Genomic DNA, 24,775 nt, shown 5'->3' with positions numbered 1-24,775 from the left:
GATCAGGCTTTAAACCGATTTTTTAGTAATTTTACGGATGACTGATGCGCCATAAAGTTTTATTATTATGAAATCTATACTTAAATCTCAAGATGAGTCCCTCGATTCCCGATTCTATTTTAAACGATCTAATAGCCGATGATCCTGAAAGGCTAGGCTCTTTAGATGATTTGCAACGAAACTTTGCTGCAAATCTTCTCTATCTTCAAGGTCAATTACCTACAACAGCCACCCCTCAAGAATTATATCAAGCATTAGCCTATACAATTCGACAATTATTAATGCCTGATTGGGTGAAAACGATTCAACAGGATGCTCAAAACAAGATTAAACGAGTTTGTTATTTTTCGACAGAATACGCATTAGGATGTCATCTCGCTAATCATCTGATTAATTTCAATTTGTGGGAACCGCTACAACAAAGCTTAGAAGCCTTTAATTTAAAATTACAAGACTTAATTGATCAAGAAATTCAACCCAGTTTAGGCTATGGAAATGTTTCCCAATTACCCATAGATCAATTAGACTCTCTTTCTACCTTAAATCTTCCGGCTATTGCCTATGGAATTCGCTATGAATTTGGCGTTTTTGATCAAGAAATTCATCAAGGTTGGCAAGTCGAAAAAGTCGATAAATGGTTACGTTATGGAAATCCTTGGGAAATTGCTCGTCCAGAAGCAATGGTAGAAGTTAAATTAGGGGGTCATACGGAAGCTTATTATGATGAGCAAGGACGCTATCGAGTGCGTTGGATATCCCCTCGTCGGATTAAAGGTGTTCCTTATGATACCCCGATTTCCGGTTATCAAAGCCATCGGATTAATACCTTACGATTATGGAAAGCAGAACCCATTGTTTCCCTGAATTATCAAGATTTTAATATCGGGGATTATTATGGAACAGTTCAGGGAAAACCCTATGTGGAATTACTCACAAAAGTCTTATATCCCCATGATGAACCGATTCAAGAAAAACAACTACGTTTAGAACAACAATTCTTTTTTGTGTCCTGTTCCCTGCAAGATATGATTCGGTATCATTTAGCAACGGAAAAGACGTTAGATACTTTTGATCAGGATTATACGGTTCAACTTCATGATACTCCCAGTGCGATCGCTATTGCAGAATTAATGCGATTATTGATTGATGAATATGGTTTAGAGTGGGAACAAGCTTGGTCAATTACCCGACAAACTTTTACCTATGTTAACCCCACACTATTACCCGAACTTCAAGAGAAATGGCCGATTGGATTATTAGGAAGTTTATTACCCCGTCACTTAGAAATTATCTATGAAATTAATAATCGGTTTTTAATTAATATTCGCAGCCAATATCCGGCAGACTTTGGCAAATTAGCCCGATTATCTTTAATTGATGAAACGGGAGAACGATATGTACGGATGACTCATTTAGCTTGTGTGGGAAGTTATGCCATTAATGGGATTTCTAACTGGCAAACTAAACGATTGCAACAAGCCATTATTCCTGATTTCTATGAATTATCACCGGAAAAATTTAGAACAATTAGCAGTGGAATTACCCCCAGGCGTTGGTTGGTCTTAGCTAATCCCAATTTAACCCACTTAATCACTTCTAAAATTGGCAATAGCTGGATTAAAAACTTAACAAACTTGCATCGCTTAGAAGCAGAATTAGATCAACCCGAATTCCGATTGGCTTGGCGTAATATTAAACAAGAAAACAAACAACAACTTGCAAATTATATTGAAGAAAATTGTGGAATAAAAGTTAATCCTGATTCTATTTTTGATATTCAAATAGAACGGATTCAAGAATATAAACGCCAACATCTTAATATTTTGAAGATTATTACCCTTTATAACCGCATTCGGAACAATCCTAACGGGGATTATGTTCCTCAAACCTTTATTTTTGGAGGAAAAACTGCCCCCGGTTATGTCATGGGAAAATTAATGATTAAATTAATCCATGCGGTGGGTCAAGTGGTGAATTCAGATTCGATCATTGGCGATCGCTTAAAAGTCGTATTTATTCCCAATGTTAATATAACCTTAAGTCAACGTATTTATCCAGCCGCCGATGTATCTGAACATTTAGCAATGGCGGGTAAAAAAGCGGGAGGACTGGCAATTTTGAAACCTGCTCTCAATGGTGCCTTAACAATGGGAATTGTAGATGGTGCTAGTGCAGAATTACGCCATGCTGTGGGGGAAGAAAATTTATTTGATTTTGGCTTAAATTTACCCGAAACAGAAGCATTAAAAGCCAAAGGTTATAATCCTTGGAGTTATTATCATGGGAATGAAAATCTACGACAATGTATTGATCAAATTGCATCGGGTTATTTTTCCCAAGACGATCCCAATTTATTTAAAACCTTAATTGATGCCTTATTATACCATGATGAATATATGCTGTTTGCGGATTATCAATCCTATATAGATTGTCAAGATCAAGTTAGCAAAACCTATCGAGATTGGGAAAAGTGGACGCGAATGTCAATTTTAAATGTGGCGCGTTTAGGTCGTTTTTCTTCCGATGCAATTGTCCAAACCTACTCTGAGAATATTTGGCAGATTCATCCGGTTTAGGATATGATTAATTTTAAGTTTTGTACCCAGTTTAACCCGCTAATTTGACATTTCCAGAGGAGATCATAACCGAATGAGTAAGATTACGTTTGCAGAGCAGTTTCGCTACAGATTTGATAATTTCATGTCAAAAGGAACCATTGCTTTAGTCAGTGGTTTAGCATTAGTGTCCTTAGCCTTTATTGTGCTCATGGGATTTTTAGTCAGTCTCGCCAGAATTGCACCCCAAGGCGATACAGGGTTGAATCCTTTTGAGGCGATGTGGGCTGTTTTAATGCGTACCTTGGACGCAGGAACCATGGGAGGAGACGAAGGTTGGTCATTTCGTCTGGCGATGTTATTTGTTACCTTTGGGGGCATCTTTATTATTAGTACCCTCATTGGTGTACTCAGTAGTGGCATTGATATTAAGTTAGAAGACCTACGGAAGGGACGTTCACGGGTAATTGAAACAGATCATATTGTGATCCTCGGTTGGTCATTACAAATTATCACGTTAATTAATCAACTGATTTTAGCAAATGCTAATCGTTCAGATACTTGCATTGTGATTCTCAGTCCTGAAGATAAAGTTCAGATGGAAGATCATCTGTATGATCAGTTAGGGAAATTGCGTCAAGTTCGCCTGGTGTGTCGCACGGGAAATCCCAGTAATTTAGCTGATTTAGGCATGGTGAATATTCAGGCAGCCCGCTCAATTATTATTTTAAATGAGTCTCCCGCCAAATCAGATATTAATTTAATTAAGATTCTTTTAGCGATTAAAAATTTACCTCGGTTAGAGTCTCAACCCTATCATATTGTAGCACAAGTTCAAGACATTAATACCCTCGATATTATTCAACTGATTGGACAGGATGAAATTGAAGGATTACTCACTCAGGATTTAATTTCCCGGATTATTGTTCAAACCTGTCGCCAATCAGGTTTATCAATTGTTTATTTGGAATTATTGGATTTTACCGGGGTGGAAATTTATATTCACGAAGAACCTTCTTTACAGGGACAATTTTATGGAGATATTCTCCTCGCTTATAAAGATTCTGCGCTGATAGGAATGCAATTAGCGGATGGAACAATTCAACTCAATCCGTCAATTGAGAGAATTTTGCAACCCGGAGAAAAATTAGTGCTTTTAAGTGAAGATGATAGCACAATTCGTTTATCTGGTGTTTCAAAATCTGCGATTAATCACCAGGGTATTCAACTCACCCAAAAAACAGCGATCGCAACGCCTGAACATACGTTAATTTTAGGATGGAATGATCGGATTCCTCGGATTGTGCTTCAACTCGATCAATACGTTGCCAGCAACTCCAGTGTAACTCTAGTTTCACCCTTCCCTGAAACTGACATCATCGACTGTTTAAAGACCTTGAATTTGCAACAACAAACCCTCCATTATTATCAAGGATCAATCACAGAACGGAACGTTTTAGAGTCTCTTAGTTTAGAAAAATATCACCATGTTATTGTGTTGTCTAATCCTGATTTAGACCCGGAAGAAGCGGATGCTCAAACGTTAATTACCTTACTCTATCTTCGAGATATTGCTGATCGCAAAAATCCTAACCTACAGATTGTAACTGAAATGTTAGATACCCGCAATCAAGCCTTAGCTCAGGTAGCGCGTCCCGATGATTTTGTAATTACCGAACAAATTATTAGTCGGATGTTAGCCCAAGTTGCAGAACAGAAAAGCTTGAATGCTGTATTTGCCGAATTATTTAGTCCTGAAGGGTCAGAAATTTACCTCAAACCCGTCGTCGATTATGTCAAGATTAACGAACCGATTAATTTTTATACTGTTGTTGAAGCGGCGAAACAACGGGGAGAATCAGCCATTGGTTATCGCTGTTTAAAGGATGCTCAAAATTTAGCGAGAGGTTATGGGGTTGTACTGAATCCAAAGAAAGATGAATGGGTAAAATTTTCCCCTCAAGATCGGATTATTGTTTTAGCAGATTGCTAAAATTAAGCAGGGTGCAATCTCAATTCTTTGATATTCTCTCCTATTCTTCTACTTCTTTAGGGTCACAAGGAATAGCACTTTTTTAAATAAAATGTTACTAGGGACTAGGGGGTTAAGAATTATCACAAAAATTACCATAACCCAAGTTTATAATTATCACTTCTTGCAGATAATGTAACTAGATGCTATAATATATAAATTATAGGTAATTTTATTAAAAATCAGTACAATAAAACGATTATTATGTATCCCCTAGTATTGGGAGGGCAAAATGATTACTTCAGAACCTATTATTTTAAGTTTCAAAAATGTTACCTTAAGCAACGATCAATTTTATCAACTTTGCCAAGATAATGAAAATTGGCAGTTGGAAAGAACCGCTAAAGGAGAATTGATAATTATGCCCCCCGTTGGTGGAGTCAGTGGTAATCGAGAATCAGATTTGAATGCTGATTTAGTCATTTGGAATCGTCAAACTCAACTCGGAAAAGTGTTTAGTTCTTCTACTATCTTTCGTTTACCGAATGGTGGCGATCGCTCTCCTGATGTGGCTTGGGTTGCGAAGGAACGTTGGGAATTACTAACAGCAGAAGAACAAGAAAAATTCCCCCCCTTATGTCCTGATTTTGTAATTGAATTACGTTCTCGTACTGACTCCCTAACCCAACTTCAAGCAAAAATGCAGGAATATCTTAACAGTGGTTTGCGCTTAGGTTGGTTAATTAATCCTCAAGCACAACAAGTAGAAATTTATCGTCTTCATCAACCTCTTGAAGTTGTCCAATTACCCACAACTTTATCAGGAGAAAATGTCTTACCCGAATTTATTTTAAACTTACCTCTATTTTAATTATTTTGCCGATTAACCCAACTTTTCACCCATTAAAATTGACATCTAAACAGGTTTTTAGGGTTTGCGATCAGTTAATCTTGACAACTGTTTGTAAATCGCAGTTTCTTTTGTATTAAATATAAAATGTGGGATGGGCATCTTGCCCGTCACCCGTCAACCAGTCAACAGGCTAGAAGCCTGTTCCACCAACAGCTTACTACCCTAGTAGCATCGGGTTGGGTTCTTCTCCTTGGGTTTGCTATGATTATAAAATAGCTGACAATCGGTTTCAAGCGACCTGTAATGTCTTTGGTTTTGGCAAAATTTTCCCTATTTGCTCATAACCATACACTAAATCTTCTAAAACTTCCTTCGCATTTTCTAGTGCTTCTTCATAGGTTTCGCCGTGAGTCCGCGCATATTCTCCCCACTCCGGTAAACTAGCAATATAAGCTTGATCTTCTTCAGACCACTGAATTAAAATACTATATTTCATTATTCATTTCCTTGTTCTAATTGTTCGAGTTCTTTTATACTTGTTATTATATCCTTACAATGACACAATAGTCTCCTAAGCTGTTCCCTAGTGATAGAAAAACAGGATGCTATTGAGTTAAGCTATAATGGGTTAAACGTTCAGAGAATCGACATGAGATGCTAACCATTAAACCTCGCTTTGAAACCTTTGAAGAATACCTAATATATGACGATAATTCGGAAAAACTCTATGAACTATTTAATGGAGAATTGATAGAAGTGCCGCCAGAATCAGGGTTTAATGTTGAAATTGCTAATTTCTTATTTCTTAAGTTTTCCCTGCTTGTAGGTTATCGTAGAGTCCGAGGACACGGGCTGGAACTAGAAGTCAGAGGCGAACCCAAAAACCGCTATCCTGATTTTACTATTATCCGAGAGGAACATATTCAACAACTATCAAAGCGTAACACGATTCGTCTGAACATGGCACCGCCTCTGTTGGTTATGGAAATAGTTAGTCCTGGAGAGATACAAAAAGAGAGGGACTACATTGCGAAAAGAATTCAGTATCAAGATTGTTGTATTCCTGAATATTGGATTATTGATCCCCAAACTCAAACTATCCTAGTATTAGAACTGGTGGCTAATGTTTATACAACGGTAGGTAATTTTAGTAACGATGATTTAGTGCGATCGCCTGGATTTAGCCAACTAGACTTGAAGGTTTCTGAGGTTTTGAATTTTAATTAAAAAAGAAACCCCAGTTTTAGTTCAATTCAACAGCGATCGCTGGGCGGTTGATTTTAACGAAAAAACATTGATGGAATTGGGATATTATTAAGGAAAAATTAATAAGAATCTCTATTTTCACTGAATGGGAGTTTCAATTCAATGCTGCAACCCGCCGAAACCGTCAAACTGTTTGTTAAACAACCCGAACAACACTATGCCGCAGGTCAAGTTATTTTTGAAGAGGGAAAATTGGGGGATGTCATGTTTGGCATCCTCCAAGGTGAAATTGAATTATGGGTGAATGGGAAAGTCGTAGAAACCTTGATTGCGGGAGATGTATTTGGGGAAGGAGCCTTAGTTCAACCCGATAGAACACGAGCGTCTACTGCTATTGCTAAAACCGATTGTCTTTTAGCAATTATGGATCAATCTCGATTTTTGTTTGCAGTTCAGCAAACGCCCATGTTTGCCTTAGAAGTTCTCAAGAGTTATTCAGATCGTTTACGTCGGATGAAACATTCTCTTTAAACTTAATTAATCTGATTCATCACTTCTAATTCAGAGGGTTTCAAACCATTGAGATTTGAGATCCCTGAACCATCCTCACTACAATCGACTTCTTCACCGACATAAATTCCCAGGGATCTAGCGGTTTCTACCCAAAATCCGTTAGGATTGAGCAGTCGGGGGCTATCTGCAAACACCCGCGCCAGGGGAACGGTGGCGACAGTGTTGTTTTTCCAAGCCACCATCACGCCATATTTTTCCTCCGCAATTAAATCTACAGCTACTTTTCCGAAGGCTGTTCCAATTAATCGATCCAAGGCTGAAGGCGCTCCACCCCGTTGAACATGACCCAGGACAGTCACTCGCGCTTCTACCCCAATATTATTTTCAATTTCCGTGGCAATATATTCCTCAATTCCCCGCAGTCGCACTTCTCCGAGGGCATCTTTATAATATCGACTTTCCCCGTCGGCGGTTTTTGCCCCTTCTGCAACCACCACAATGGCGAATTTTCGTCCATAGAGGTTGCGGAGTTCTCGAATCTGTTTACATAGGGTTTTAATCGAATAGGGAATTTCTGGGATTAAAATCGCATCCGCCCCCCCAACAATCCCGGAATTTAAGGCTAAATGTCCCGTTGTCCGTCCCATGACTTCCACCACCATCACCCGGTCATGGCTGGCGGCGGTATAACTCAACCGATCTAAACAATCTAAAATCGTCGTAACGGCGGAGTTAAACCCAACGGATAATTCTGTATGGGCGACATCATTATCAATAGTTTTGGGAACACCGACTAAATTCCAATTGCCTTTTTCAGCCAGTTTCTGCAAAATAGCAAGGCTACCATCACCGCCAATGGCGATCAGGGCATCAAGTCCTAAATCATAATATCCCTGAATAACATCATCTGTATTGCCTTCTGTATCTCCTTTATTAATGGAACCTAAAATCGTTCCGCCCATACTTAATAAAGGATCAGTACCATGCCGTTCTAAACCATAAGAATTTAATACAACACTTTTCCGTTCAATTAGCCCCTGAGTGGCATAGGGAATACCGCGGACTTCCCAGTTATATTCAGATGTGGCATGATTGACAACGGCTCGAATCACGGCATTGAGACCGGGACAGTCTCCTCCACTGGTTAGAATGCCAATCCGTTTACGTTTGTTCATATTTAGTTTTGGCTGAAGCCAAATTGTCTACACTTGAATCCTACCGATTTTTTCCCAATTTGTTAACACCTTAAGCGATAAAATTAGTTTTTTTTATCCTTTCTTAACGTTCAGTCAAAAAAGTTTTTTTAGATTTCCAGACAATATCTCCTCTTCCTGAAACTTCCTCTATTTTATCTTAAAAAAATCTGGATTCAGATAGGCATTTTCTTAAGATAACAGGAAGAATTAACCTGAACAATCAAGACTTGTGCTACAGTCTATCCCTAGTTGTGGCTTGAACAATCAGGTTACTTTTCATTTGGTCAAAAGGAGTAAATTATATGCCGTTAAGAGTAGGAATTAATGGGTTTGGTCGCATTGGTCGTTTAGTCATGCGGTCTGCCATTAATAACCCCGATGTGGAATTTGTGGGAATTAATGATTTAGTTCCCCCGGATAACTTAGCTTATTTGTTCAAATATGACTCGACTCATGGGGTGTTTCCGGGTACGGTAGAAGCGAAAGCAGATGGCATTCTGGTGGATGGACGTTTCATTCGTTGTACTGCCATCAAAGATCCCACCCAACTGCCTTGGAAAGAAGATACCGTTGATTATGTGGTGGAATGTACAGGGTTATTTACCAATTACGAGGGTGCTTACAAACATATTGAAGCGGGTGCAAAACGGGTGGTTATTTCCGCCCCCACCAAAGACCCGGACAAAGTGAAAACCTTGTTAGTCGGGGTCAACCATGAAGAATTTGACCCGAAAGCACATTTAATTGTATCAAATGCCAGTTGTACCACCAACTGTTTAGCCCCCGTTGCTAAAGTGATACAAGATAACTTTGGGTTAGCCGAAGGGTTAATGACAACGGTTCACGCCATGACAGCAACTCAACCCACCGTTGATGGCCCTAGTAAGAAAGATTGGCGGGGAGGACGCGGCGCAGCCCAAAATATTATTCCGGCGTCTACAGGCGCAGCCAAAGCTGTTACCTTAGTGTTACCGGAGTTAAAAGGAAAACTGACGGGGATGGCGTTTCGAGTTCCGACCCCCGATGTGTCAGTGGTTGACTTAACCTTCCGCACGGAAAAAGCAACGACCTATGCAGAAATCTGTGCAGCGATGAAAGCAGCAGCCGAAGGCCCAATGAAAGGCATTTTAAGCTATACTGAAGATGAAGTGGTTTCTTCAGATTTCACCACTGATCCGAGTTCCAGTACCTTTGATGCTAAAGCAGGTATTGAACTGAATTCTAATTTCTTTAAAATTGTGGCTTGGTATGACAATGAATGGGGTTATTCTTGTCGTGTTGTTGATTTAATGATTTCAATGGCGAAAAAAGACGGTATTCTGTAATTATTCACAGAAACCGGGTTTCTCAAGATATCTTCATTTCCTACAATGAATCTAATGTAGAAACCCGGTTTCTAAAAAATTGTAAATGACTCACAGAAACCGGGTTTCTCAAGACATCTTGATTTTTTATAATGAATCTAATGTAGAAACCCGGTTTCTAAGAACTAGATAACGGTTCATTCACTTGGCTAATTCCTGTAACGCATTTTTATACTTTTCACTAATTACTTGATAAGCTGCTATTACTTTGTCAAATTCAGGCTGATTAAGAGTTGAGGAATGCTCCAAGGGAGTCTTCTGTGCTTTTTCTGCAATAGAATTCAAAGAAGCTAGGGCTTCTGGTAACAATTCATCTGGTAACTGTTGGGCTAAAGTAACGATTTTTTGACGTATTTCTTGAGTCATAGTTATTGCCTATTATATTTTAAACAGAAGTTAACTGAGAAGATTGTGATTGATCACGAGAGGAGCTAATTTTAGGAATCAATATGAGATCGTTACCGTATTCGGAGCAAAAAGAAGTGGCAATATTCCTCCCTCTTGTCCAAGCACAACACCTTCAATAAAATCCTCCTGAGTTAAGCCGGCTTTGCGAGAGCAATTGGGACAAGCAATCACTGTTCCCCCATCCTCTATAAACTTTTGTAGTCTTTGATGAATCGTTAAATCACCATTACCTTCTGTTGCTGGAGATCGCCGTTTATCAGCCAGATATACCCCACGAACATTAAGGAAGATGGTGACAGGTTGATGTCCCATTCGTAAGGCATTGTGGGCAATAGAAATCGCCATACTTGCCGTCCATGTATCATCACTGGTCAAATTGATAAACAGTGCTTTTGATTCTGTCGCCTTTTCCGTAGTTTGAGCTAATGGGGTTTCTGAGTAAGCTGGTTTTGTAATCACACCCCAATCTAATAACCCAGCCAAGAGTGAAGCAGCAAAAACATAAGGCAATTTAGATTTCATACAAGCTAGTCTCCTACGAACCCTTGCAGATACAACAAGCTGGACTGGTTCAGGACAGCCAGTTGCTAAATAAAAGAAGAAACTTAATAGACCCGACCCATTTTCGACCTCCTAGATAAACCCGTCAAAAGACAGTTTGTCAAGTTCACAGTTTTATCCCCTAGAGGGTCAAAGTTCAACCTCACTCGGCCTCGATAACGGCAACATCTTCGGGTGTCAAGTTAGCACTAACGCGGTTATTTTTGAAGAGGGTTACTTAACCATATAGTCTTTACTAATAATAGATAACTGATGGGATAGGTTACGGTTGATCAACGCCCACCTTGCAAAAATAGACTTTTTATTCAATATTTGAAGATGTTACCTTTGCTAACGTCCTATCCATGTCAGACTCAAACCCAAACCTCAACCCGCCTGAACGGGGATATCTGACGGTTATCCTCCCCATTGCGGTGGTTTTGTTTGTCCTTCAGAAAGCATTCCCCTTAGCCATTTTAACCGTTGGCGGATGGGGGTCTTGGCAGATGTGGAAATATTATCAACAGCGTCAACAGCATCAATTAGCGACCTTGGATGAAGTCTTTTATCGATTAATTCGGGAAAACCAAGGACGCATTACAGCGTTAGATTTAGCCATGCACTCGAAACAGTCGGGTACGAAAGTCCAAGCCTATCTCGACCAACGCGCCACCGAATTCGCCGCCCAGTATGAAATTACTGATACTGGAGGAATGATTTATTATTTTCCTACCGCCCAACCTTCCGCAACGGCTGATGACCCTCTCCCTTCCCCTCCTGCGGAAAACCCGAAATCAGTGGTTTTATTTCCAGTTAAACCTACATCCAGCACCGTTTTACCTGCAACATTGAACCAGTCGGAACTCGCCCAACGGTTAGGCGTACATCCCAATACCCTCAGCAAGTGGAAAACAAAACCCGAATTTCCTGACTGGAGTTATCAACGTGACCCAGAAGCCATCCCTTGGAATTATTCTGCTGAAACTAAACGCTTCTCCCCCCAAAACCCTAAGAAAAAAATTGGTAAAATCAGTGAGTTAATGAAGAAAAATAAAGTTTAGGATTTCTGTTTTTTAAAGATTTTTCAATTCAAAATAGTTTTTTTGTGATAGTTAATATCCCTAAAAAAGTCTTTTTAATTTATAGAAAATTCGGCTGATATTCCCCTAAAAGTTAAACTTAAACTCTATTTCTCCCCTGAATTCAGGGGAGAAAGGGGGAAGAAAATCAATTTCTAAACCGATACAATTTCCCATTTTTGGTTTAATTCACCCATCCAGGGAGCCGCTAAAATTGCCGTATTGGCGGCAGGATTACTACCAGCAATATCTAACACTAAATCTGCTTTGTGTTTATTCTTAATGACTCCATTTTCGATTCGCCATTGTTGAGACGGTGAACCCTGAGTTCCCTGGATGCGATTCGCCATCACCACATAATAGAGAGTGCTTCCATAGTCTTGATAATCGAGTACAAAACCCGCTTCATTTTTAATCACGCCATCGGCAGTAATAATCCAACGTTGAAGGGGATTTTGGCTATCTACCGCTCCTGTTGTTGCTGGATTATTGGGTGTACCGACTAAGGCTAAACCATTGAGTTTGCTCTTAATTAAATAAGCAGTCGGTATTAACTGAAGTGGGGGGTTCGCCTCAACAATTGTAGCACCTCCATGAACTTCGCCAGGATGACTATTATTGGCTTTATTCACTACTCTATTTCCACTAATTTCATTTAAGGGCCAATAGTTGACTAATCCCTTTTCATCTCCATTTAACCGACGATTTTTATCGGCGCGAATCTCATCCACAGAACGCACAACATTCCAGAGTCGAACCTCAGTTATGCAACCCTGAAAGAGACTATCGTTTGATGACCTCCCATGACTAATAGACAAGTGCTCCCATTGCCCAGACCATGCAGGTGGAAGAGGTAAAGACCCGGTTTTCACAACCTCACCATTTTTATAGAAGGTGACGTTGTTTGAGCTATTAACCGTGGCTGCTATGTGCATCCAAATCCCTGTCTCTAGTATTTCATAATCTGAAATCACGTAGCCGTCCACGGCAATGCGACTGTACGATGGCAAGCATTGGAAATGCAATGCTAACTTTCTTGTTGTTTGATAATTCATCAACTGAAAAAACTGATAGCCATCACTGGTGTTCACAAAAGAGATGATGATTGAGCGATTCGGGAAACTGTGATATAACACCCAGGCTTCTACGGTGAAACCTTGAGAGAAATTTATATACATCTTGAGGGGTACGCCGACATCATCATCCTTACCGTCAAAACTGAGAACGTATTGATTATCCATGAGTTAACATCCTTATTCTTTTATCAAAAACTTAGACTCTATTTTCTCCCCTGAATTCAGGAGAGAAAATCAATTTCTAAACCAACACCATTTCCCATTGTTGGTTTAATCCACCCATGCCATGAGCCGCTAAAATTGTCGTATTCGGAGCAGGATTACAGCCAGCAATATCTAACACTAAATCGGCATTGTGTTTATTCTTAATCACCCCATTTTCGATTCGCCATTGTTGAGACGGTGAGCCCTGAGTTCCCTGGATGTGATTGGCTATCACCACATAATAGGGAAGAATATTATAGTCTTTATACTCCAGAACAAAACCCGCTTCATTTTTAATCACGCCATCGGATGTAATCATCCAACGTTGAAGGGGACTGTGGCTATCCACCGCTCCTGTTGTTGCTGCATTATTGGGTGTACCGACTAAGGCTAAACCATTGAGTTTGCTCTTAATTAAATAAGTTTTTGGAGTCCACGGAAGTGGGGGGTTCGCCTCAACAATGGTCGCGTCTCCAAAAATGACCCCGTGATGAGTATTACAGGTTTTATTCACGACAGTGTTTCCACTGATTTCATTTAAGGGCCAATAACTGACTAATCCCTTTTCATCTCCATTTAACCGACGATTTTTATCGGCGCGAATCTCATCCACAGAACGGACAACATTCCAGACTCGAGCCTCGGTTATGCAACCGTGAAAGAGACCGTCGCCTGAGTGCATCCCGTGACCAACATAGAAGTGATTCCATTTCCCAGACAATGGAGGTGGAGGAGGTAATGACCCGGTTTTCACAACTTCACCATTTTTATAGAGGGTGACATTGTTTGAACTATTAACCGTGGCTGCTATGTGCATCCAAACCCCTGTCTCTAGTACCTCCTCTGAAATTACTGAGTATGTAGAGAAATTACCTTGGCTGTCCCCCTGACAGTATTCCATTGCCAACTTTCTTGTTGTTTGAGAATTCATCAACTGAAAATACTGATAGCCATTAAGGGGGTGTACAAACGAGATGATGACTGAGCGATTTGGGAAACTTTGATATAACACCCAGGCTTCTACGGTGAAACCTTGAGAGAAATTTATAACCATTTCAATGTTAAGGGGTGTCATCACATGATCATCCTTACCATCAAAACTAAGAACGCATTGTTGATTATCCATTGCTTAACATCCTTATTTTTTTATCAAAAACAGTGCTTATCTTGAAACTTTTTCTGCTGATATTCCCCTAAAAGTTAAACTTTTACCCTATTTCTCTCTCCCCCCTGAATTCAAGGAAAAAAGGGGGGAGAAAGTCAATTCCTAAACCAACACCATTTCCCATTGTTGGTTTAATCCACCCATCCCAGGAGAGGCTAAAATTGTCGTATTCGGAGCAGGATTACTACCAGCAATATCTACGACTAAATCAGCCTTGTGTTTATTCTTAATGACTCCATTTTCGACTTGCCATTGTTGAGATGGTGAACCCTGAGTTCCCTGGACGCGATTGGCGATCACCACATAATAGGGAGTGATACCATAGTCTTGATAATCGAGTACAAAACCCGCTTCATTTTTAATCACGCCATCGGGTGTGATAGTCCAGCGTTGAAGGGGATTTTGGCTATCCACTGCTCCTGTTGTTACTTGATTATAGGGCGTACCGACTAAGGCTAAACCATTGAGTTTGCTCTTAATTAAATAAGTTTTTGGTCTGAACTCAAGTGGGGGTTTCGCCTCAACAATGGTAGGGCCACCGTGAACCATGCCGTGATGACCATTACTGGCTTTATTCACTACGGTGCTTCCATTGATTTCATTCAAAGGCCAATAGCAGAGTAAACCTTTTTCATCTCCATTTAACCGACTATTCTTATAAGCTTGAATCTCAGCAGCAGAACGAGCAATATTCCAGACTCGAAGCTCGCTTATGTGACCATGAAAATAACCGACATTTGATGAATTACTCTTGCCAATATAATTGGTGGTGCGATTCACATTCAGGGGGAGATAAACCAACCCAGTTTTTACAACTTCACCATTTTTATACAGGATAGCATTGCCGAATTTATCAATGGTTCCTGCTAAGTGCATCCAAACCCCTGTATTTAGTGTCCCCTCTGATGACTCAATATCTTTACATTGGGCCTGGTGATAGATTTCAATTCCAAATTGGCTTTTTGTATCTGCGTTAGTAAACACAATATTATGGCAGGAAGAACCATTGCCAAAATCGATAATTCGTGACCAATACTGGAAACTATAGTATAAGACCCAGGCTTCTACAGTGAAACCTTGAGAGTAATCAAAATTCATGGTGGGTATGGAGACATAATCATCCTTACCGTCAAAACTGAGGACGTATTGATTATCCATGAGTTAACATCCTTATTCTTTTATCAAAAACAGTGCTTAGATTAAAGCTGTTCCTAATTTCTCCCCCCCACTGAATTCAGGGGAGAAAGGGGGGAGAAAATAAATTTCTAAACCGATACAATTTCCCATTTTTGGTTTAATCCACCCATCCCAGGAGCGGCTAAAATTGCCGTATTGGGTTCGGGATTACTACCAGCAATATCTACCACTAAATCAGCTTTGTGTTTATTCTTAATGACTCCATTTTCGATTCGCCATTGTTGAGACGGTGAACCGTGATTTTCCTGAATGCGATTGGCTATCACCACATAATAGGGAAGAATATTATAGTCTTTATACTCCAGAACAAAATCGGCTTCATTTTTAATCACGCCATCAGGTGTGATAGTCCAGCGTTGAAGGGGATTTTTGCTATCCACCGCTCCTGTTGTTACTTGACTATGGGGCGTACCAACAACCGCCAAACCATTGAGTTTGCTCTTAATTAAAAAGGTTTTTCGTGTCAACTGAAGTTGGGGTTTAGCAGATACAAGGGTAGCACCGTGAATTGTACCATGATGACCATTACTGGTGAGATTCACAACAGTGTCTCCACTAATTTCATTCAACGGCCAATATTGGACTAACCCCTTTTCATCTCCATTTAACCGACTATTTTTATAGCCTTGGATATCGGCGGTAGAACGAGCAATATTCCAGACTCGAACCTCGGTCATGCAGCCATGAAAATTATCGTTATCTGGATAATTACTCTTGCCAATATAATTGAGAGTGCGATTCATATTACGCGGGAGAGCAACCGATCCAGTTTTCACAACTTGACCATTTTTATAGAGGGTAGTATTACCGGATTTATCAATCGTGGCTGCTAAGTGCATCCAAACCCCTGTCTCTAGTACCTCTGTCTCTAGTATCTTTGACTCAACTGCTGGACCACCGACCACAATACCTATTACCAGTTTTCCTGTTAGTGCATCATTGGCAAAGATAATATTATCAATCTGAAGGCCATTGCCAAAATCAATAATTCGTGACCAACACGGGAAACTATGGTATAAGACCCAGGCTTCTACGGTGAAACCTTGAGAGTAATCAACATTCATGGCAGGTATGGAAACATAATCATCCTGACCATCAAACTTGAAGACGGATTCGAGATTCTCTATCGGTTTTGGGGTGGCAGGTTTCAACTCAAGTTGGGGAGCTTCTACTAAGGTAGCACCGTAAACTGTGCCATCATGACCATTACTGGTGAGATTCACTACAGTGTCTCCACTGATTTTATTCAAGGGCCAATATTGGACTAACCCCTTTTCATCTCCATTTAACCGACTATTTGTACTAGCTTGAATCTCAGCAGCCGAACGAGCGATATTCCAGACTCGAAGCTCAGTCATGCAGCCATGAAAAAAAGATTCTCCCCAATTACTCTTGGCAATATAGTTGGTGGTGCGATTCACATTCAGGGGGAGATTAACCGGGCCAGTTTTCACAACTTGACCATTTTTATACAGGGTAGCATTGCCGGATTTATCAATGGTGGCTGCTACGTGTATCCAAACCCCTGTCTCTAGCACCTCCTCTGACTCAATGCCTTGTTGAATGCTATTGTGAGCGACCACTAAATACAGCTTTCTTGCTGTCCCTTTGGTATGAAAAACAATATTATTGCTGTCTTTACCATTCCCAAAATCGATCACTCGTGAGTTAACTTGGAAACTATGGTATAAGACCCAGGCTTCTACGGTGAAACCCTGAGAGTAATCAACATTCATAGTAGGTATGGAGACATAATCATCCTTACCATCAAAACTGAGAACGTATTGATTATCCATGACTTACAATCCTCTTAACTGGTTAATCAAAAACAGTGCTTAGATTATTTTTTATATTGTAAAATAATTTTATTGAATCCCCTATTATTTTACAATAATTTAATTTTGGCTGTTCTTTTTTTTGAAAATTTTCCAATTCAAAATTAGGCTTCTCTTGAGATAGTTAATATCTCAAGAGAAGTCTTTTTAATTTATAGAAAATTCGGCTGACATTCCCCTAAAAGTTAAACTTAAGTTCTATTTCTCCCCCCTACTGAATTCAGGGGAGAAAGGGGGAGAAAATCAATTTCTAAACCGATACAATTTCCCATTTTTGGTTTAATCCATCCATGGCAGGAGCGGCTAAAATTTTCGTATTGGGTTCGGGATTACTACCAGCAATATCTACCACTAAATCAGCCTTGTGTTTATTCTTAATTACTCCATTTTCGATTCGCCATTGTTGAGACGGTGAACCCTGAGTTCCCTGGATGCGCTTGGCTATCACCACATAATAGGGAGGAGTATCCCCTTGATAATCGAGTACAAAACCCGCTTCATTTTTAATCACGCCATCGGCAGTGATAGTCCAGCGTTGAAGGGGATTTTGGCTATCCACTGCTCCTGTTGTTACTTGACTATGGGGCGTACCAACAACCGCCAAACCATTGAGTTTGCTCTTAATTAAAAAGGTTTTTCGTGTCAACTGAAGTTGGGGTTTAGCAGATACAAGGGTAGCGCCGTGAACTGTACCATGATGACTATTGCTGCTGAGATTCACAACAGTGTCTCCACTGATTTCATTCAAAGGCCAATATTGGGCTAACCCCTTTTCATCTCCATTTAACCGACTATTCTGATAAGCTTGAATCTCAGCAGCCGAACGAGCGATATTCCAGACTCGAACCTCAGTCATGCAGCCATGAAAATAAGATTCTCCCCAATTACTCTTAGCAATATAGTTGGTGGTGCGATTCACATTCAGGGGGAGATTAACCCGGCCAGTTTTCACAACTTGACCATTTTTATACAGGGTAGCATTGCCGGATTTATCAATCGTAGCTGCTACGTGTATCCAAACCCCTGTTTCTAGTATCTCCTCTGAATTAAGGGCATATTCAGCATTATTGTTAGTGATGACTACTAATGACAGAGTTTTTGGTGTCGGTCTGTTATGAAAGACAATATTATTGTTGGTGTGACCAATCCCAAAATCGATCACTCGTGCGTTAGGCTGGAAACTGTGATACAAGACCCAAGCTTCTACTGTGAAACCCTGAGAGTAATCAACATTCATTGTGGGTATAGAGACATAATCATCCGGGCCATCAAACTTGAGGACAGATTCCAGATTCTCTATCGGTTTTGGGGTGGCGGGTTGCAACTGAAGTTGAGGTTTTGCTTCTACAAGGGTAGCACCGTGAACCGTGCCATCATGACCATTGCTGGTGAGATTCACAACAGTGTCTCCACTGATTTCATTTAAAGGCCAATATTGGGCTAACCCCTTTTCATCTCCATTTAACCGACTATTCTGATAAGCTTGAATCTCAGCAGCCGAACGAGCGATATTCCAGACTCGAACCTCAGTCATGCAGCCATGAAAATAAGATTCTCCCCAATTACTCTTAGCAATATAGTTGGTGGTGCGATTCACATTCAGGGGGAGATTAACCCGGCCAGTTTTCACAACTTGACCATTTTTATACAGGGTAGCATTGCCGGATTTATCAATCGTAGCTGCTACGTGTATCCAAACCCCTGTTTCTAGTATCTCCTCTGAATTAAGGGCATATTCAGCATTATTGTTAGTGATGACTACTAATGACAGAGTTTTTGGTGTCGGTCTGTTATGAAAGACAATATTATTGTTGGTGTGACCAATCCCAAAATCGATCACTCGTGCGTTAGGCTGGAAACTGTGATACAAGACCCAAGCTTCTACTGTGAAACCCTGAGAGTAATCAACATTCATTGTGGGTATAGAGACATAATCATCCGGGCCATCAAACTTGAGGACAGATTCCAGATTCTCTATCGGTTTTGGGGTGGCGGGTTGCAACTGAAGTTGAGGTTTTGCTTCTACAAGGGTAGCACCGTGAACCGTGCCATCATGACCATTGCTGGTGAGATTCACAACAGTGTCTCCACTGATTTCATTCAACGGCCAATATTGGACTAACCCCTTTTCATCTCCATTTAACCGACTATTCTTACTAGCTTGAATCTCAGCAGCAGAACGAGCAATATTCCAGACTCGAAGCTCAGTCATGCAGCCATGAAAAAAAGATGATCCCCAATTACTCTTAGCAATATAGTTGAGACTGCGATTCACATTCAGGGGGAGATTAACCCGGCCAGTTTTCACAACTTGACCATTTTTATACAGGGTAGCATTGCCGGATTTATCAATGGTGGCTGCTACGTGTATCCAAACCTCTACCTCTGTCTCTAGTACCTCCTCTGACTCAATGCCTTGTTGAACGCTATTGTGAGCGACCACTAAATACAGCTTTCTTGCTGTCCCTTTGGTATGAAAAACAATATTATTGCTGTCTTGACCATTCCCAAAATCGATCACTCGTTCGCTATTTTCAAAACTGTGATACAACACCCAGGCTTCTACAGTGAAACCTTGAGAGTAATCAACATTCATAGTAGGTATGGAGACATAATCATCCTTACCATCAAAACTGAGGACGTATTGATTATCCATGACTTACAATCCTTTTACTGGTTAATCAAAAACAGAGTCTGTAGCGCCTCTCAATAAATTGTCCTAGTGACTATTCATGAATAGCCCCTTCCTTTAGGGTTTCGACCCAAACCTTATTATTGATGACAACTGATTTAATATGAAATTCCCTTATGAACGCTACAGATGATCCCCCCAACCCCCCTTAAAAAGGGGGGAGATGTGTAGCATACATTTAAGGATTTCATATAATTTGGCTAATAGACTCAGATTTTATAAATTACTATTGTAGAGAGATTTTTCTGAACTTCCCATCTTTTTGTAAAAATTTAATCTTTAATATAATTTTTTACTTGAGGAAAGTATTTGAGATAAAATCGCTTAATTTTCTTTTGATGAAAACGGGATAAAATTGCCTTTTTACTCCTAGAAAAAATTCTCAATAAAGAACCTATTGTCGATTGTCCATTGTTTAAAATTTTCTGAACTGATTCATTAAAAATAGTGTTTAAACAATCCACACCACTATAAGATGACCCGAAGCAGTGCGGACAAGCCTTTGATTTAATGATGTTCTCTTTCTGCTAACGTTTCTTCGTGATTAATATCCAATCTGATGTTTGAGAAATTTTTTCAACCGGGTTTAACTGTAATTTATTCAGGTTATTTGCTTTGACTAAAAAGTAAGGTTGATCCAGGGTTTGCCATTTCGTTTTAAGGGTGGTATGATCAACGGCATGAATATGGCGATCGCTATAAAAATTTAACGAGGGTCGTCCAAAAGGATGATCCAGATAAATTTCTTGTCCGAGGGGAGTTCCTTCTCGAATAATAACGGCTACTGGTTTAACGGGAAAATCTTCATTCACTTCCCAAACCCAATAATTTGACGTAAAAAATAGCAGCAGAGATAAATACATTCCCCAGAACAAAACAATTAAAAACTGTCTGTCTTTTTGGTAAATTAAAACCGATACAAAAGACAATGTTAACATCAATGAGCCAAAAGTAAATTGTAAATCTTTTTGAGGGATAAAGTTAGAGCTAATAAAAGAAAACATTCCTCCAAAATAACAATAGCCGAGTCCAGCAATGACCGCTAATAAAATAAAAATCGGTAAGAGTTGATCCGGTGTCGGTTTTACAAAATGGTCATGCTTTCCGCGTTCAACTTTTCCTAATTTCCATAGTCCAATATCTCGATCTCCTTCCCGCCAAACTTCTGCCAAATATCGCCCAACGGCTAAAGCTAAAGCCGGATAAATCGGTAAAACATACCAAGGTAATTTTGTCGTCATCACCGAAATTGCACCAAAATAAATTCCTGTCCAAACTAAGATTAATTTAGCCCAACTTAAATTCCGATTTTGCCAAGCTAACCGTAATCCTTGGGGCCAAAATAATAGCCAAGGCCAGCCATATTTTATCAGTTCTAATAGATAATACCAAATCGGCCCGGAATGGTTTTCAACAGGTTGCCAAACTCGTTGTAGGGATTGATTGAATAAATTTCCCTGAATAAAGCCTTGTCCATAATGAAGCCATTGCGCGCCATACCAAAGAGAAACAGGAAAAAACCCTAATCCTAAACCCATCCACAGATAAGGCGCTGTTAACAGGCGAGGAGTATCCCATAACAGGAAGAAAAAGGCAATTGATCCGAATAATAATCCTAAAAAAATACCCTTCGTTAAACATAATAATCCAAAGGCTAATCCTGACCCTAATGCAAAGCGTAAATCCCGTCGGGAACGTAACACACACCATACCAAAATTAACCATAAAAATAGAATCGTTCCATCTAACATCGCTAACCGTCCTTGACGGATAACAGGTAATAACGTTAGATAAACTAAAGCCGAAAAAATTGCCGAGGTGCGATGGCGAAATAATTCTAAACCAATGCTATATAATAAAGGAACAGAAATCGCCGTTAATAATGCAGAAGGAAATCGCGCCATCCCTTCATTTACACCCCCAATTTGATAGGCAAAAGCGATTAACCAATGCACTAACGGAGGTTTATTAAAATAGGGCGCTCCATGCAGCGTTGGATACAACCAATTTTGTTGTCCTCTTGGAATTTCACGGGCGACTTGAGCGACTAATCCTTCATCCCAATCTCGCAAAGGGACTCCCCCTAAATGTAACCCATAGAGGGTTAGTGCTGCTATTAATAAACCCAAAAACCATAATAAATCAACCCAACGATCAAGGGGGCGCATTTGACGCAAAGGACGATTCCCAGTGAAAATTTGACGCGACATAATTTAGGTGTTGACGGTTGGCGGTTGACGGTTGACGGTTGACCGACTGGGGAAAACTAACAATAGATCACTCAAATTTGCAATCATTCCCGCTAAAATTAAAAGTGTACCTTGTAGCATTGGCATCCTGCCAGTGTACTCATAGAAAAACGGTTAGCGATCGCAATGGATGTTTTAGAAATTAAACGGGAAATCGAACTGTTATCTGAGCACCTGGGTAAAACCCAGGACTATCTTTGACCTGCCTGCACTTCAAGCCAAAATTCAAGATTTAGAGCAAATTGCAGCACAACCCGACTTTTGGGATGAACAAAAAACTGCACAACAAACCCTTCAACAGTTGAATGATCTTAAATCAATTGTGCAGCAACAGGATGATTGGCAGCAAGCGCTGGAAGATACCAAAGCCATCTTAGAACTGTTGGAGTTAGAAACCGATGATGCTCTCTTAGAAGAAGCCACAGCTACAGTTTCCCGACTCAACCGAGAATTTGATCACTGGGAATTACAACAACTGCTTTCAGGAATTTATGATCAACATGGTGCAGTTTTAACGATTAATGCAGGCGCAGGTGGAACCGATGCTCAAGATTGGGCAGAAATGCTACTGCGAATGTATACTCGTTGGGGAGAATCTCAAGGGTATAAAGTGCATTTAACGGAAATTTCTGAAGGAGATGAAGCCGGAATTAAATCTGCTTCTTTAGAAATTGAAGGTCGTTATGCCTACGGATATTTAAAAGGAGAAAAAGGCACTCACCGTTTAGTCAGAATTTCACCTTTTAATGCCAATGGTAAGCGACAAACCAGTTTTGCTGGGGTGGAAATTATGCCCATTTTAGATGATTCTATTGAGTTGGATATTCCTGATAAGGATTTAGAAATTAGCACCACTCGCTCAGGTGGAAAAGGCGGTCAAAACGTTAACAAAGTGGAAACAGCTGTGCGTATTGTTCACCTACCAACAGGAATTGCAGTACGTTGTACCCAAGAACGATCTCAATTGCAAAATAAAGAAAAAGCTTTAGCGTTGTTAAAGGCAAAATTATTAATTATTGCTCAAGAACAACGGGCAAAAGCGATCGCAGAAATTCGAGGGGATTTAGTCGAAGCGGCTTGGGGAAATCAAATCCGAAACTATGTCTTTCATCCCTATCAAATGGTGAAGGATTTACGCACATCTGAAGAAACAACAGCGATTCAAGATGTGATGAATGGAGAATTAGATGCTTTCATTCAAGCCTATTTACGTCAAGAACACCAACTCCTAGAACCCCAAACTGCCTAAATTACCGTAGGGGCGGGGTTTTCCCGCCCACCCTAATAATATGACAACCCTAAACAACTGTTACGCTCTAATTATCGGAATTTCTAATTATCAAAAAATCAAACCTTTACCGTCAACGGTTCTCAACGATGCTAAGGATATTTATAGTTTATTAACAGAACCTTCATTCTGTGGTTATTTAATTGAAAATGTGGAATTATTATTAGATGAAAAAGCCACAAAATCAGCTTTAACTCAAGCCTTAACTGATTTATCAACTAAAACTAACACAGATTCAACGGTATTAATTTATTATTCAGGACATGGAGGACAAGTTGAATTTGGCCCGACGGCGGGAGAATATTTATTACCCGTTGATACGGTTTATACCTCCGGTGCATCCTTAGCAGAAACCGCTATTTCAGGAACTCAATTTACAGACGCATTAAAAGCCATTCCCGCGCGAAAATTAGTTGTAATTTTTGATTGTTGTCACTCTGGAGGAATTGGTCAACCTAAAGATCCAACCATACCCGAAATCAAAGGGGGATTACCGGATAATTATTATGATCAATTAGTGCAAGGAAAAGGTCGGGTTATATTCGCCTCCTCTCGGAATACAGAACAATCCTATGTGAATCGGGGCGCAAATAATAGTGTTTTTACTCAACATTTAATCGCCGGGTTAAAAGGAGGAATTACTAGCAATGATGGATTAATTAGAATCTTTGATATTTTTGAATATTTACAACCGAAAGTTACCGCCGAACAACCGAATCAACACCCGATTTTTAAATCTGATATTGAGGAAAATTTTCCCCTAACCCTATATTTAGGCGGGCAAAAAGGGGTGAGTCCGGTTTCTCCTCAACCTCAAGAAGAATTCCGCTATGATGTTTATATTAGTTATGTGGATGAAGAACCAGATTCAACTTGGGTTTGGGATTTCTTAGTCCCGAAATTAGAAGCAGAAAACCTAAAAGTTGCGGTTTCAGGAGATGTGGATTTATTAGGGGTCGCACGGGTGATTAATATAGAACGGGGTGTTAAGTTTTCTAAACGAACCCTTGTCATTTTATCAAATTTATACTTAGATAATAATATGGCAGAATTTGAGAATACCCTGGCTCAAAACTTAGGAATTGAGGAAGGGAAAGCTCGTATAGTTTGTGTTGAGAAAGAGGCTGTTGATGCTGCTAAACTTCCTGAACGTTTGAAGTTAGGGGCTATGTCTAAACTCAACCACGCTCGGCGGGCTGAACGGGAATTTCAAAAGTTAATTGAACAGTTAAAACAACCCCTTCCTCCTCTTAACCCATTGTGACCGAAAATTAGAGAGCGCAAGCCCCTAAACTCCATTGATGATCTCACATTAGCAATCATAGAAAATTGTACAGGAATTTCCTCTCATAGCACTGTAATAGAAAGCAGGTGAATTGATCG

The 24,775-nt window shown here is 40.0% G+C and carries 20 protein-coding genes; 9 read left to right on the top strand and 11 right to left on the bottom strand.

Annotation, left to right across the window (positions count from 1 at the left end):
* Positions 1-92: 92 nt before the first annotated feature.
* The 3 genes from glgP (at position 93) to H6G57_RS15560 (ending at position 5,398) form a co-directional block, all read left to right on the top strand.
* Positions 93-2,576 carry a glycogen/starch/alpha-glucan family phosphorylase gene (gene glgP / locus H6G57_RS15570; protein WP_190520069.1) on the top strand — a complete coding sequence of 828 codons (2,484 nt, stop codon included), beginning with the start codon at positions 93-95 and terminating at the stop codon, positions 2,574-2,576.
* Positions 2,577-2,649: 73 nt separating this feature from the next.
* Complete coding sequence (locus H6G57_RS15565; RefSeq protein WP_190520067.1) at positions 2,650-4,548, top strand: potassium transporter TrkA; 1,899 nt, start codon at positions 2,650-2,652, stop codon at positions 4,546-4,548.
* Positions 4,549-4,819: 271 nt separating this feature from the next.
* A complete protein-coding gene (locus H6G57_RS15560; protein ID WP_190520065.1) occupies positions 4,820-5,398 on the top strand; it encodes a Uma2 family endonuclease in 579 nt (192 codons plus the stop codon).
* A gap of 271 nt (positions 5,399-5,669) precedes the next feature.
* Here H6G57_RS15560 and H6G57_RS15555 read toward each other — a convergent pair whose 3' ends face one another.
* Positions 5,670-5,876, bottom strand: coding sequence for a type II toxin-antitoxin system HicB family antitoxin (locus H6G57_RS15555; protein ID WP_190520063.1), 207 nt, complete (start codon positions 5,874-5,876; stop codon positions 5,670-5,672).
* 158 nt (positions 5,877-6,034) lie between these two features.
* Here H6G57_RS15555 and H6G57_RS15550 point away from each other — a divergent pair, with 158 nt between their 5' ends.
* Positions 6,035-6,607, top strand: coding sequence for a Uma2 family endonuclease (locus tag H6G57_RS15550; protein ID WP_190520061.1), 573 nt, complete (start codon positions 6,035-6,037; stop codon positions 6,605-6,607).
* 141 nt (positions 6,608-6,748) lie between these two features.
* Positions 6,749-7,117, top strand: a complete 369-nt coding sequence (locus H6G57_RS15545; protein WP_190520058.1) for a cyclic nucleotide-binding domain-containing protein — start codon at positions 6,749-6,751, stop codon at positions 7,115-7,117.
* Between the two features lie 2 nt (positions 7,118-7,119).
* On the opposite strand, the gene H6G57_RS15540 is transcribed toward H6G57_RS15545, so the two are convergent.
* The gene (locus tag H6G57_RS15540) at positions 7,120-8,274 is read right to left on the bottom strand and encodes an ATP-dependent 6-phosphofructokinase (protein WP_190520056.1); all 1,155 of its coding nucleotides are present in this window, start codon (positions 8,272-8,274) and stop codon (positions 7,120-7,122) included.
* Between the two features lie 323 nt (positions 8,275-8,597).
* Between H6G57_RS15540 and gap the strand changes: the two genes are divergently transcribed.
* Positions 8,598-9,620, top strand: coding sequence for a type I glyceraldehyde-3-phosphate dehydrogenase (gene gap, locus H6G57_RS15535; RefSeq protein ID WP_190520054.1), 1,023 nt, complete (start codon positions 8,598-8,600; stop codon positions 9,618-9,620).
* Between the two features lie 180 nt (positions 9,621-9,800).
* Here the strand turns inward: gap and H6G57_RS15530 are convergent, their stop codons facing one another.
* Positions 9,801-10,025, bottom strand: coding sequence for a hypothetical protein (locus H6G57_RS15530; protein WP_190520052.1), 225 nt, complete (start codon positions 10,023-10,025; stop codon positions 9,801-9,803).
* A gap of 78 nt (positions 10,026-10,103) precedes the next feature.
* Complete coding sequence (locus H6G57_RS15525) at positions 10,104-10,589, bottom strand: DsrE family protein (RefSeq protein WP_190520050.1); 486 nt, start codon at positions 10,587-10,589, stop codon at positions 10,104-10,106.
* Positions 10,590-10,972: 383 nt separating this feature from the next.
* On the opposite strand from H6G57_RS15525, the gene H6G57_RS15520 reads away from it, so the two are divergent.
* Positions 10,973-11,668, top strand: coding sequence for a hypothetical protein (locus tag H6G57_RS15520; protein WP_190520048.1), 696 nt, complete (start codon positions 10,973-10,975; stop codon positions 11,666-11,668).
* 173 nt (positions 11,669-11,841) lie between these two features.
* Here the strand turns inward: H6G57_RS15520 and H6G57_RS15515 are convergent, their stop codons facing one another.
* The 7 genes from H6G57_RS15515 to H6G57_RS29415 all read right to left on the bottom strand — a co-directional run bounded on the left by H6G57_RS15515 (position 11,842) and on the right by H6G57_RS29415 (position 22,191).
* Positions 11,842-12,927, bottom strand: a complete 1,086-nt coding sequence (locus tag H6G57_RS15515; protein WP_190520046.1) for a LamG-like jellyroll fold domain-containing protein — start codon at positions 12,925-12,927, stop codon at positions 11,842-11,844.
* Positions 12,928-13,003: 76 nt separating this feature from the next.
* Positions 13,004-14,092 (bottom strand): LamG-like jellyroll fold domain-containing protein, encoded by a 1,089-nt coding sequence (locus H6G57_RS15510; protein WP_190520044.1) that lies wholly within the window; start codon positions 14,090-14,092, stop codon positions 13,004-13,006.
* A 141-nt stretch (positions 14,093-14,233) separates the two neighbouring features.
* Positions 14,234-15,289 (bottom strand): LamG-like jellyroll fold domain-containing protein, encoded by a 1,056-nt coding sequence (locus H6G57_RS15505; protein ID WP_190520042.1) that lies wholly within the window; start codon positions 15,287-15,289, stop codon positions 14,234-14,236.
* A 107-nt stretch (positions 15,290-15,396) separates the two neighbouring features.
* Positions 15,397-17,124 (bottom strand): LamG-like jellyroll fold domain-containing protein, encoded by a 1,728-nt coding sequence (locus tag H6G57_RS15500; protein WP_190520040.1) that lies wholly within the window; start codon positions 17,122-17,124, stop codon positions 15,397-15,399.
* A gap of 289 nt (positions 17,125-17,413) precedes the next feature.
* Positions 17,414-19,819, bottom strand: coding sequence for a LamG-like jellyroll fold domain-containing protein (locus H6G57_RS15495; RefSeq protein WP_190520039.1), 2,406 nt, complete (start codon positions 19,817-19,819; stop codon positions 17,414-17,416).
* Between the two features lie 563 nt (positions 19,820-20,382).
* The gene (locus H6G57_RS15490; protein ID WP_190520037.1) at positions 20,383-22,065 is read right to left on the bottom strand and encodes a glycosyltransferase family 39 protein; all 1,683 of its coding nucleotides are present in this window, start codon (positions 22,063-22,065) and stop codon (positions 20,383-20,385) included.
* A gap of 3 nt (positions 22,066-22,068) precedes the next feature.
* Positions 22,069-22,191 (bottom strand): hypothetical protein, encoded by a 123-nt coding sequence (locus H6G57_RS29415; protein ID WP_255528368.1) that lies wholly within the window; start codon positions 22,189-22,191, stop codon positions 22,069-22,071.
* Positions 22,192-22,230: 39 nt separating this feature from the next.
* Between H6G57_RS29415 and prfB the strand changes: the two genes are divergently transcribed.
* Positions 22,231-23,353, top strand: a protein-coding gene (prfB, locus tag H6G57_RS15485) for a peptide chain release factor 2 (RefSeq protein ID WP_190520035.1) whose coding sequence is annotated in 2 segments (ribosomal slippage) — positions 22,231-22,302 and positions 22,304-23,353 — 1,122 coding nt in all. Because the reading frame shifts where the segments join, the coding sequence is not laid out codon by codon here.
* Positions 23,354-23,393: 40 nt separating this feature from the next.
* On the top strand, positions 23,394-24,656 hold the full coding sequence (locus tag H6G57_RS15480) for a caspase family protein (RefSeq protein WP_190520033.1): 1,263 nt from the start codon (positions 23,394-23,396) through the stop codon (positions 24,654-24,656).
* Positions 24,657-24,775 lie beyond the last annotated feature (119 nt).

The organism is Planktothrix sp. FACHB-1365 (assembly GCF_014697575.1).
Lineage (GTDB): Bacteria > Cyanobacteriota > Cyanobacteriia > Cyanobacteriales > Microcoleaceae > Planktothrix.
This window is presented reverse-complemented; position numbering and strand designations above follow the sequence as displayed.

Bases quoted from the DNA above. Each gene is read 5' to 3' on its own strand.
- glgP (WP_190520069.1), top strand. From the start codon at position 93: ATGAGTCCCTCGATTCCCGATTCTATTTTAAACGATCTAATAGCCGAT.
- H6G57_RS15565 (WP_190520067.1), top strand. From the start codon at position 2,650: ATGAGTAAGATTACGTTTGCAGAGCAGTTTCGCTACAGATTTGATAAT.
- H6G57_RS15560 (WP_190520065.1), top strand. From the start codon at position 4,820: ATGATTACTTCAGAACCTATTATTTTAAGTTTCAAAAATGTTACCTTA.
- H6G57_RS15555 (WP_190520063.1), bottom strand. From the start codon at position 5,876: ATGAAATATAGTATTTTAATTCAGTGGTCTGAAGAAGATCAAGCTTAT.
- H6G57_RS15550 (WP_190520061.1), top strand. From the start codon at position 6,035: ATGCTAACCATTAAACCTCGCTTTGAAACCTTTGAAGAATACCTAATA.
- H6G57_RS15545 (WP_190520058.1), top strand. From the start codon at position 6,749: ATGCTGCAACCCGCCGAAACCGTCAAACTGTTTGTTAAACAACCCGAA.
- H6G57_RS15540 (WP_190520056.1), bottom strand. From the start codon at position 8,274: ATGAACAAACGTAAACGGATTGGCATTCTAACCAGTGGAGGAGACTGT.
- gap (WP_190520054.1), top strand. From the start codon at position 8,598: ATGCCGTTAAGAGTAGGAATTAATGGGTTTGGTCGCATTGGTCGTTTA.
- H6G57_RS15530 (WP_190520052.1), bottom strand. From the start codon at position 10,025: ATGACTCAAGAAATACGTCAAAAAATCGTTACTTTAGCCCAACAGTTA.
- H6G57_RS15525 (WP_190520050.1), bottom strand. From the start codon at position 10,589: ATGAAATCTAAATTGCCTTATGTTTTTGCTGCTTCACTCTTGGCTGGG.
- H6G57_RS15520 (WP_190520048.1), top strand. From the start codon at position 10,973: ATGTCAGACTCAAACCCAAACCTCAACCCGCCTGAACGGGGATATCTG.
- H6G57_RS15515 (WP_190520046.1), bottom strand. From the start codon at position 12,927: ATGGATAATCAATACGTTCTCAGTTTTGACGGTAAGGATGATGATGTC.
- H6G57_RS15510 (WP_190520044.1), bottom strand. From the start codon at position 14,092: ATGGATAATCAACAATGCGTTCTTAGTTTTGATGGTAAGGATGATCAT.
- H6G57_RS15505 (WP_190520042.1), bottom strand. From the start codon at position 15,289: ATGGATAATCAATACGTCCTCAGTTTTGACGGTAAGGATGATTATGTC.
- H6G57_RS15500 (WP_190520040.1), bottom strand. From the start codon at position 17,124: ATGGATAATCAATACGTTCTCAGTTTTGATGGTAAGGATGATTATGTC.
- H6G57_RS15495 (WP_190520039.1), bottom strand. From the start codon at position 19,819: ATGGATAATCAATACGTCCTCAGTTTTGATGGTAAGGATGATTATGTC.
- H6G57_RS15490 (WP_190520037.1), bottom strand. From the start codon at position 22,065: ATGTCGCGTCAAATTTTCACTGGGAATCGTCCTTTGCGTCAAATGCGC.
- H6G57_RS29415 (WP_255528368.1), bottom strand. From the start codon at position 22,191: ATGCCAATGCTACAAGGTACACTTTTAATTTTAGCGGGAATGATTGCA.
- H6G57_RS15480 (WP_190520033.1), top strand. From the start codon at position 23,394: ATGACAACCCTAAACAACTGTTACGCTCTAATTATCGGAATTTCTAAT.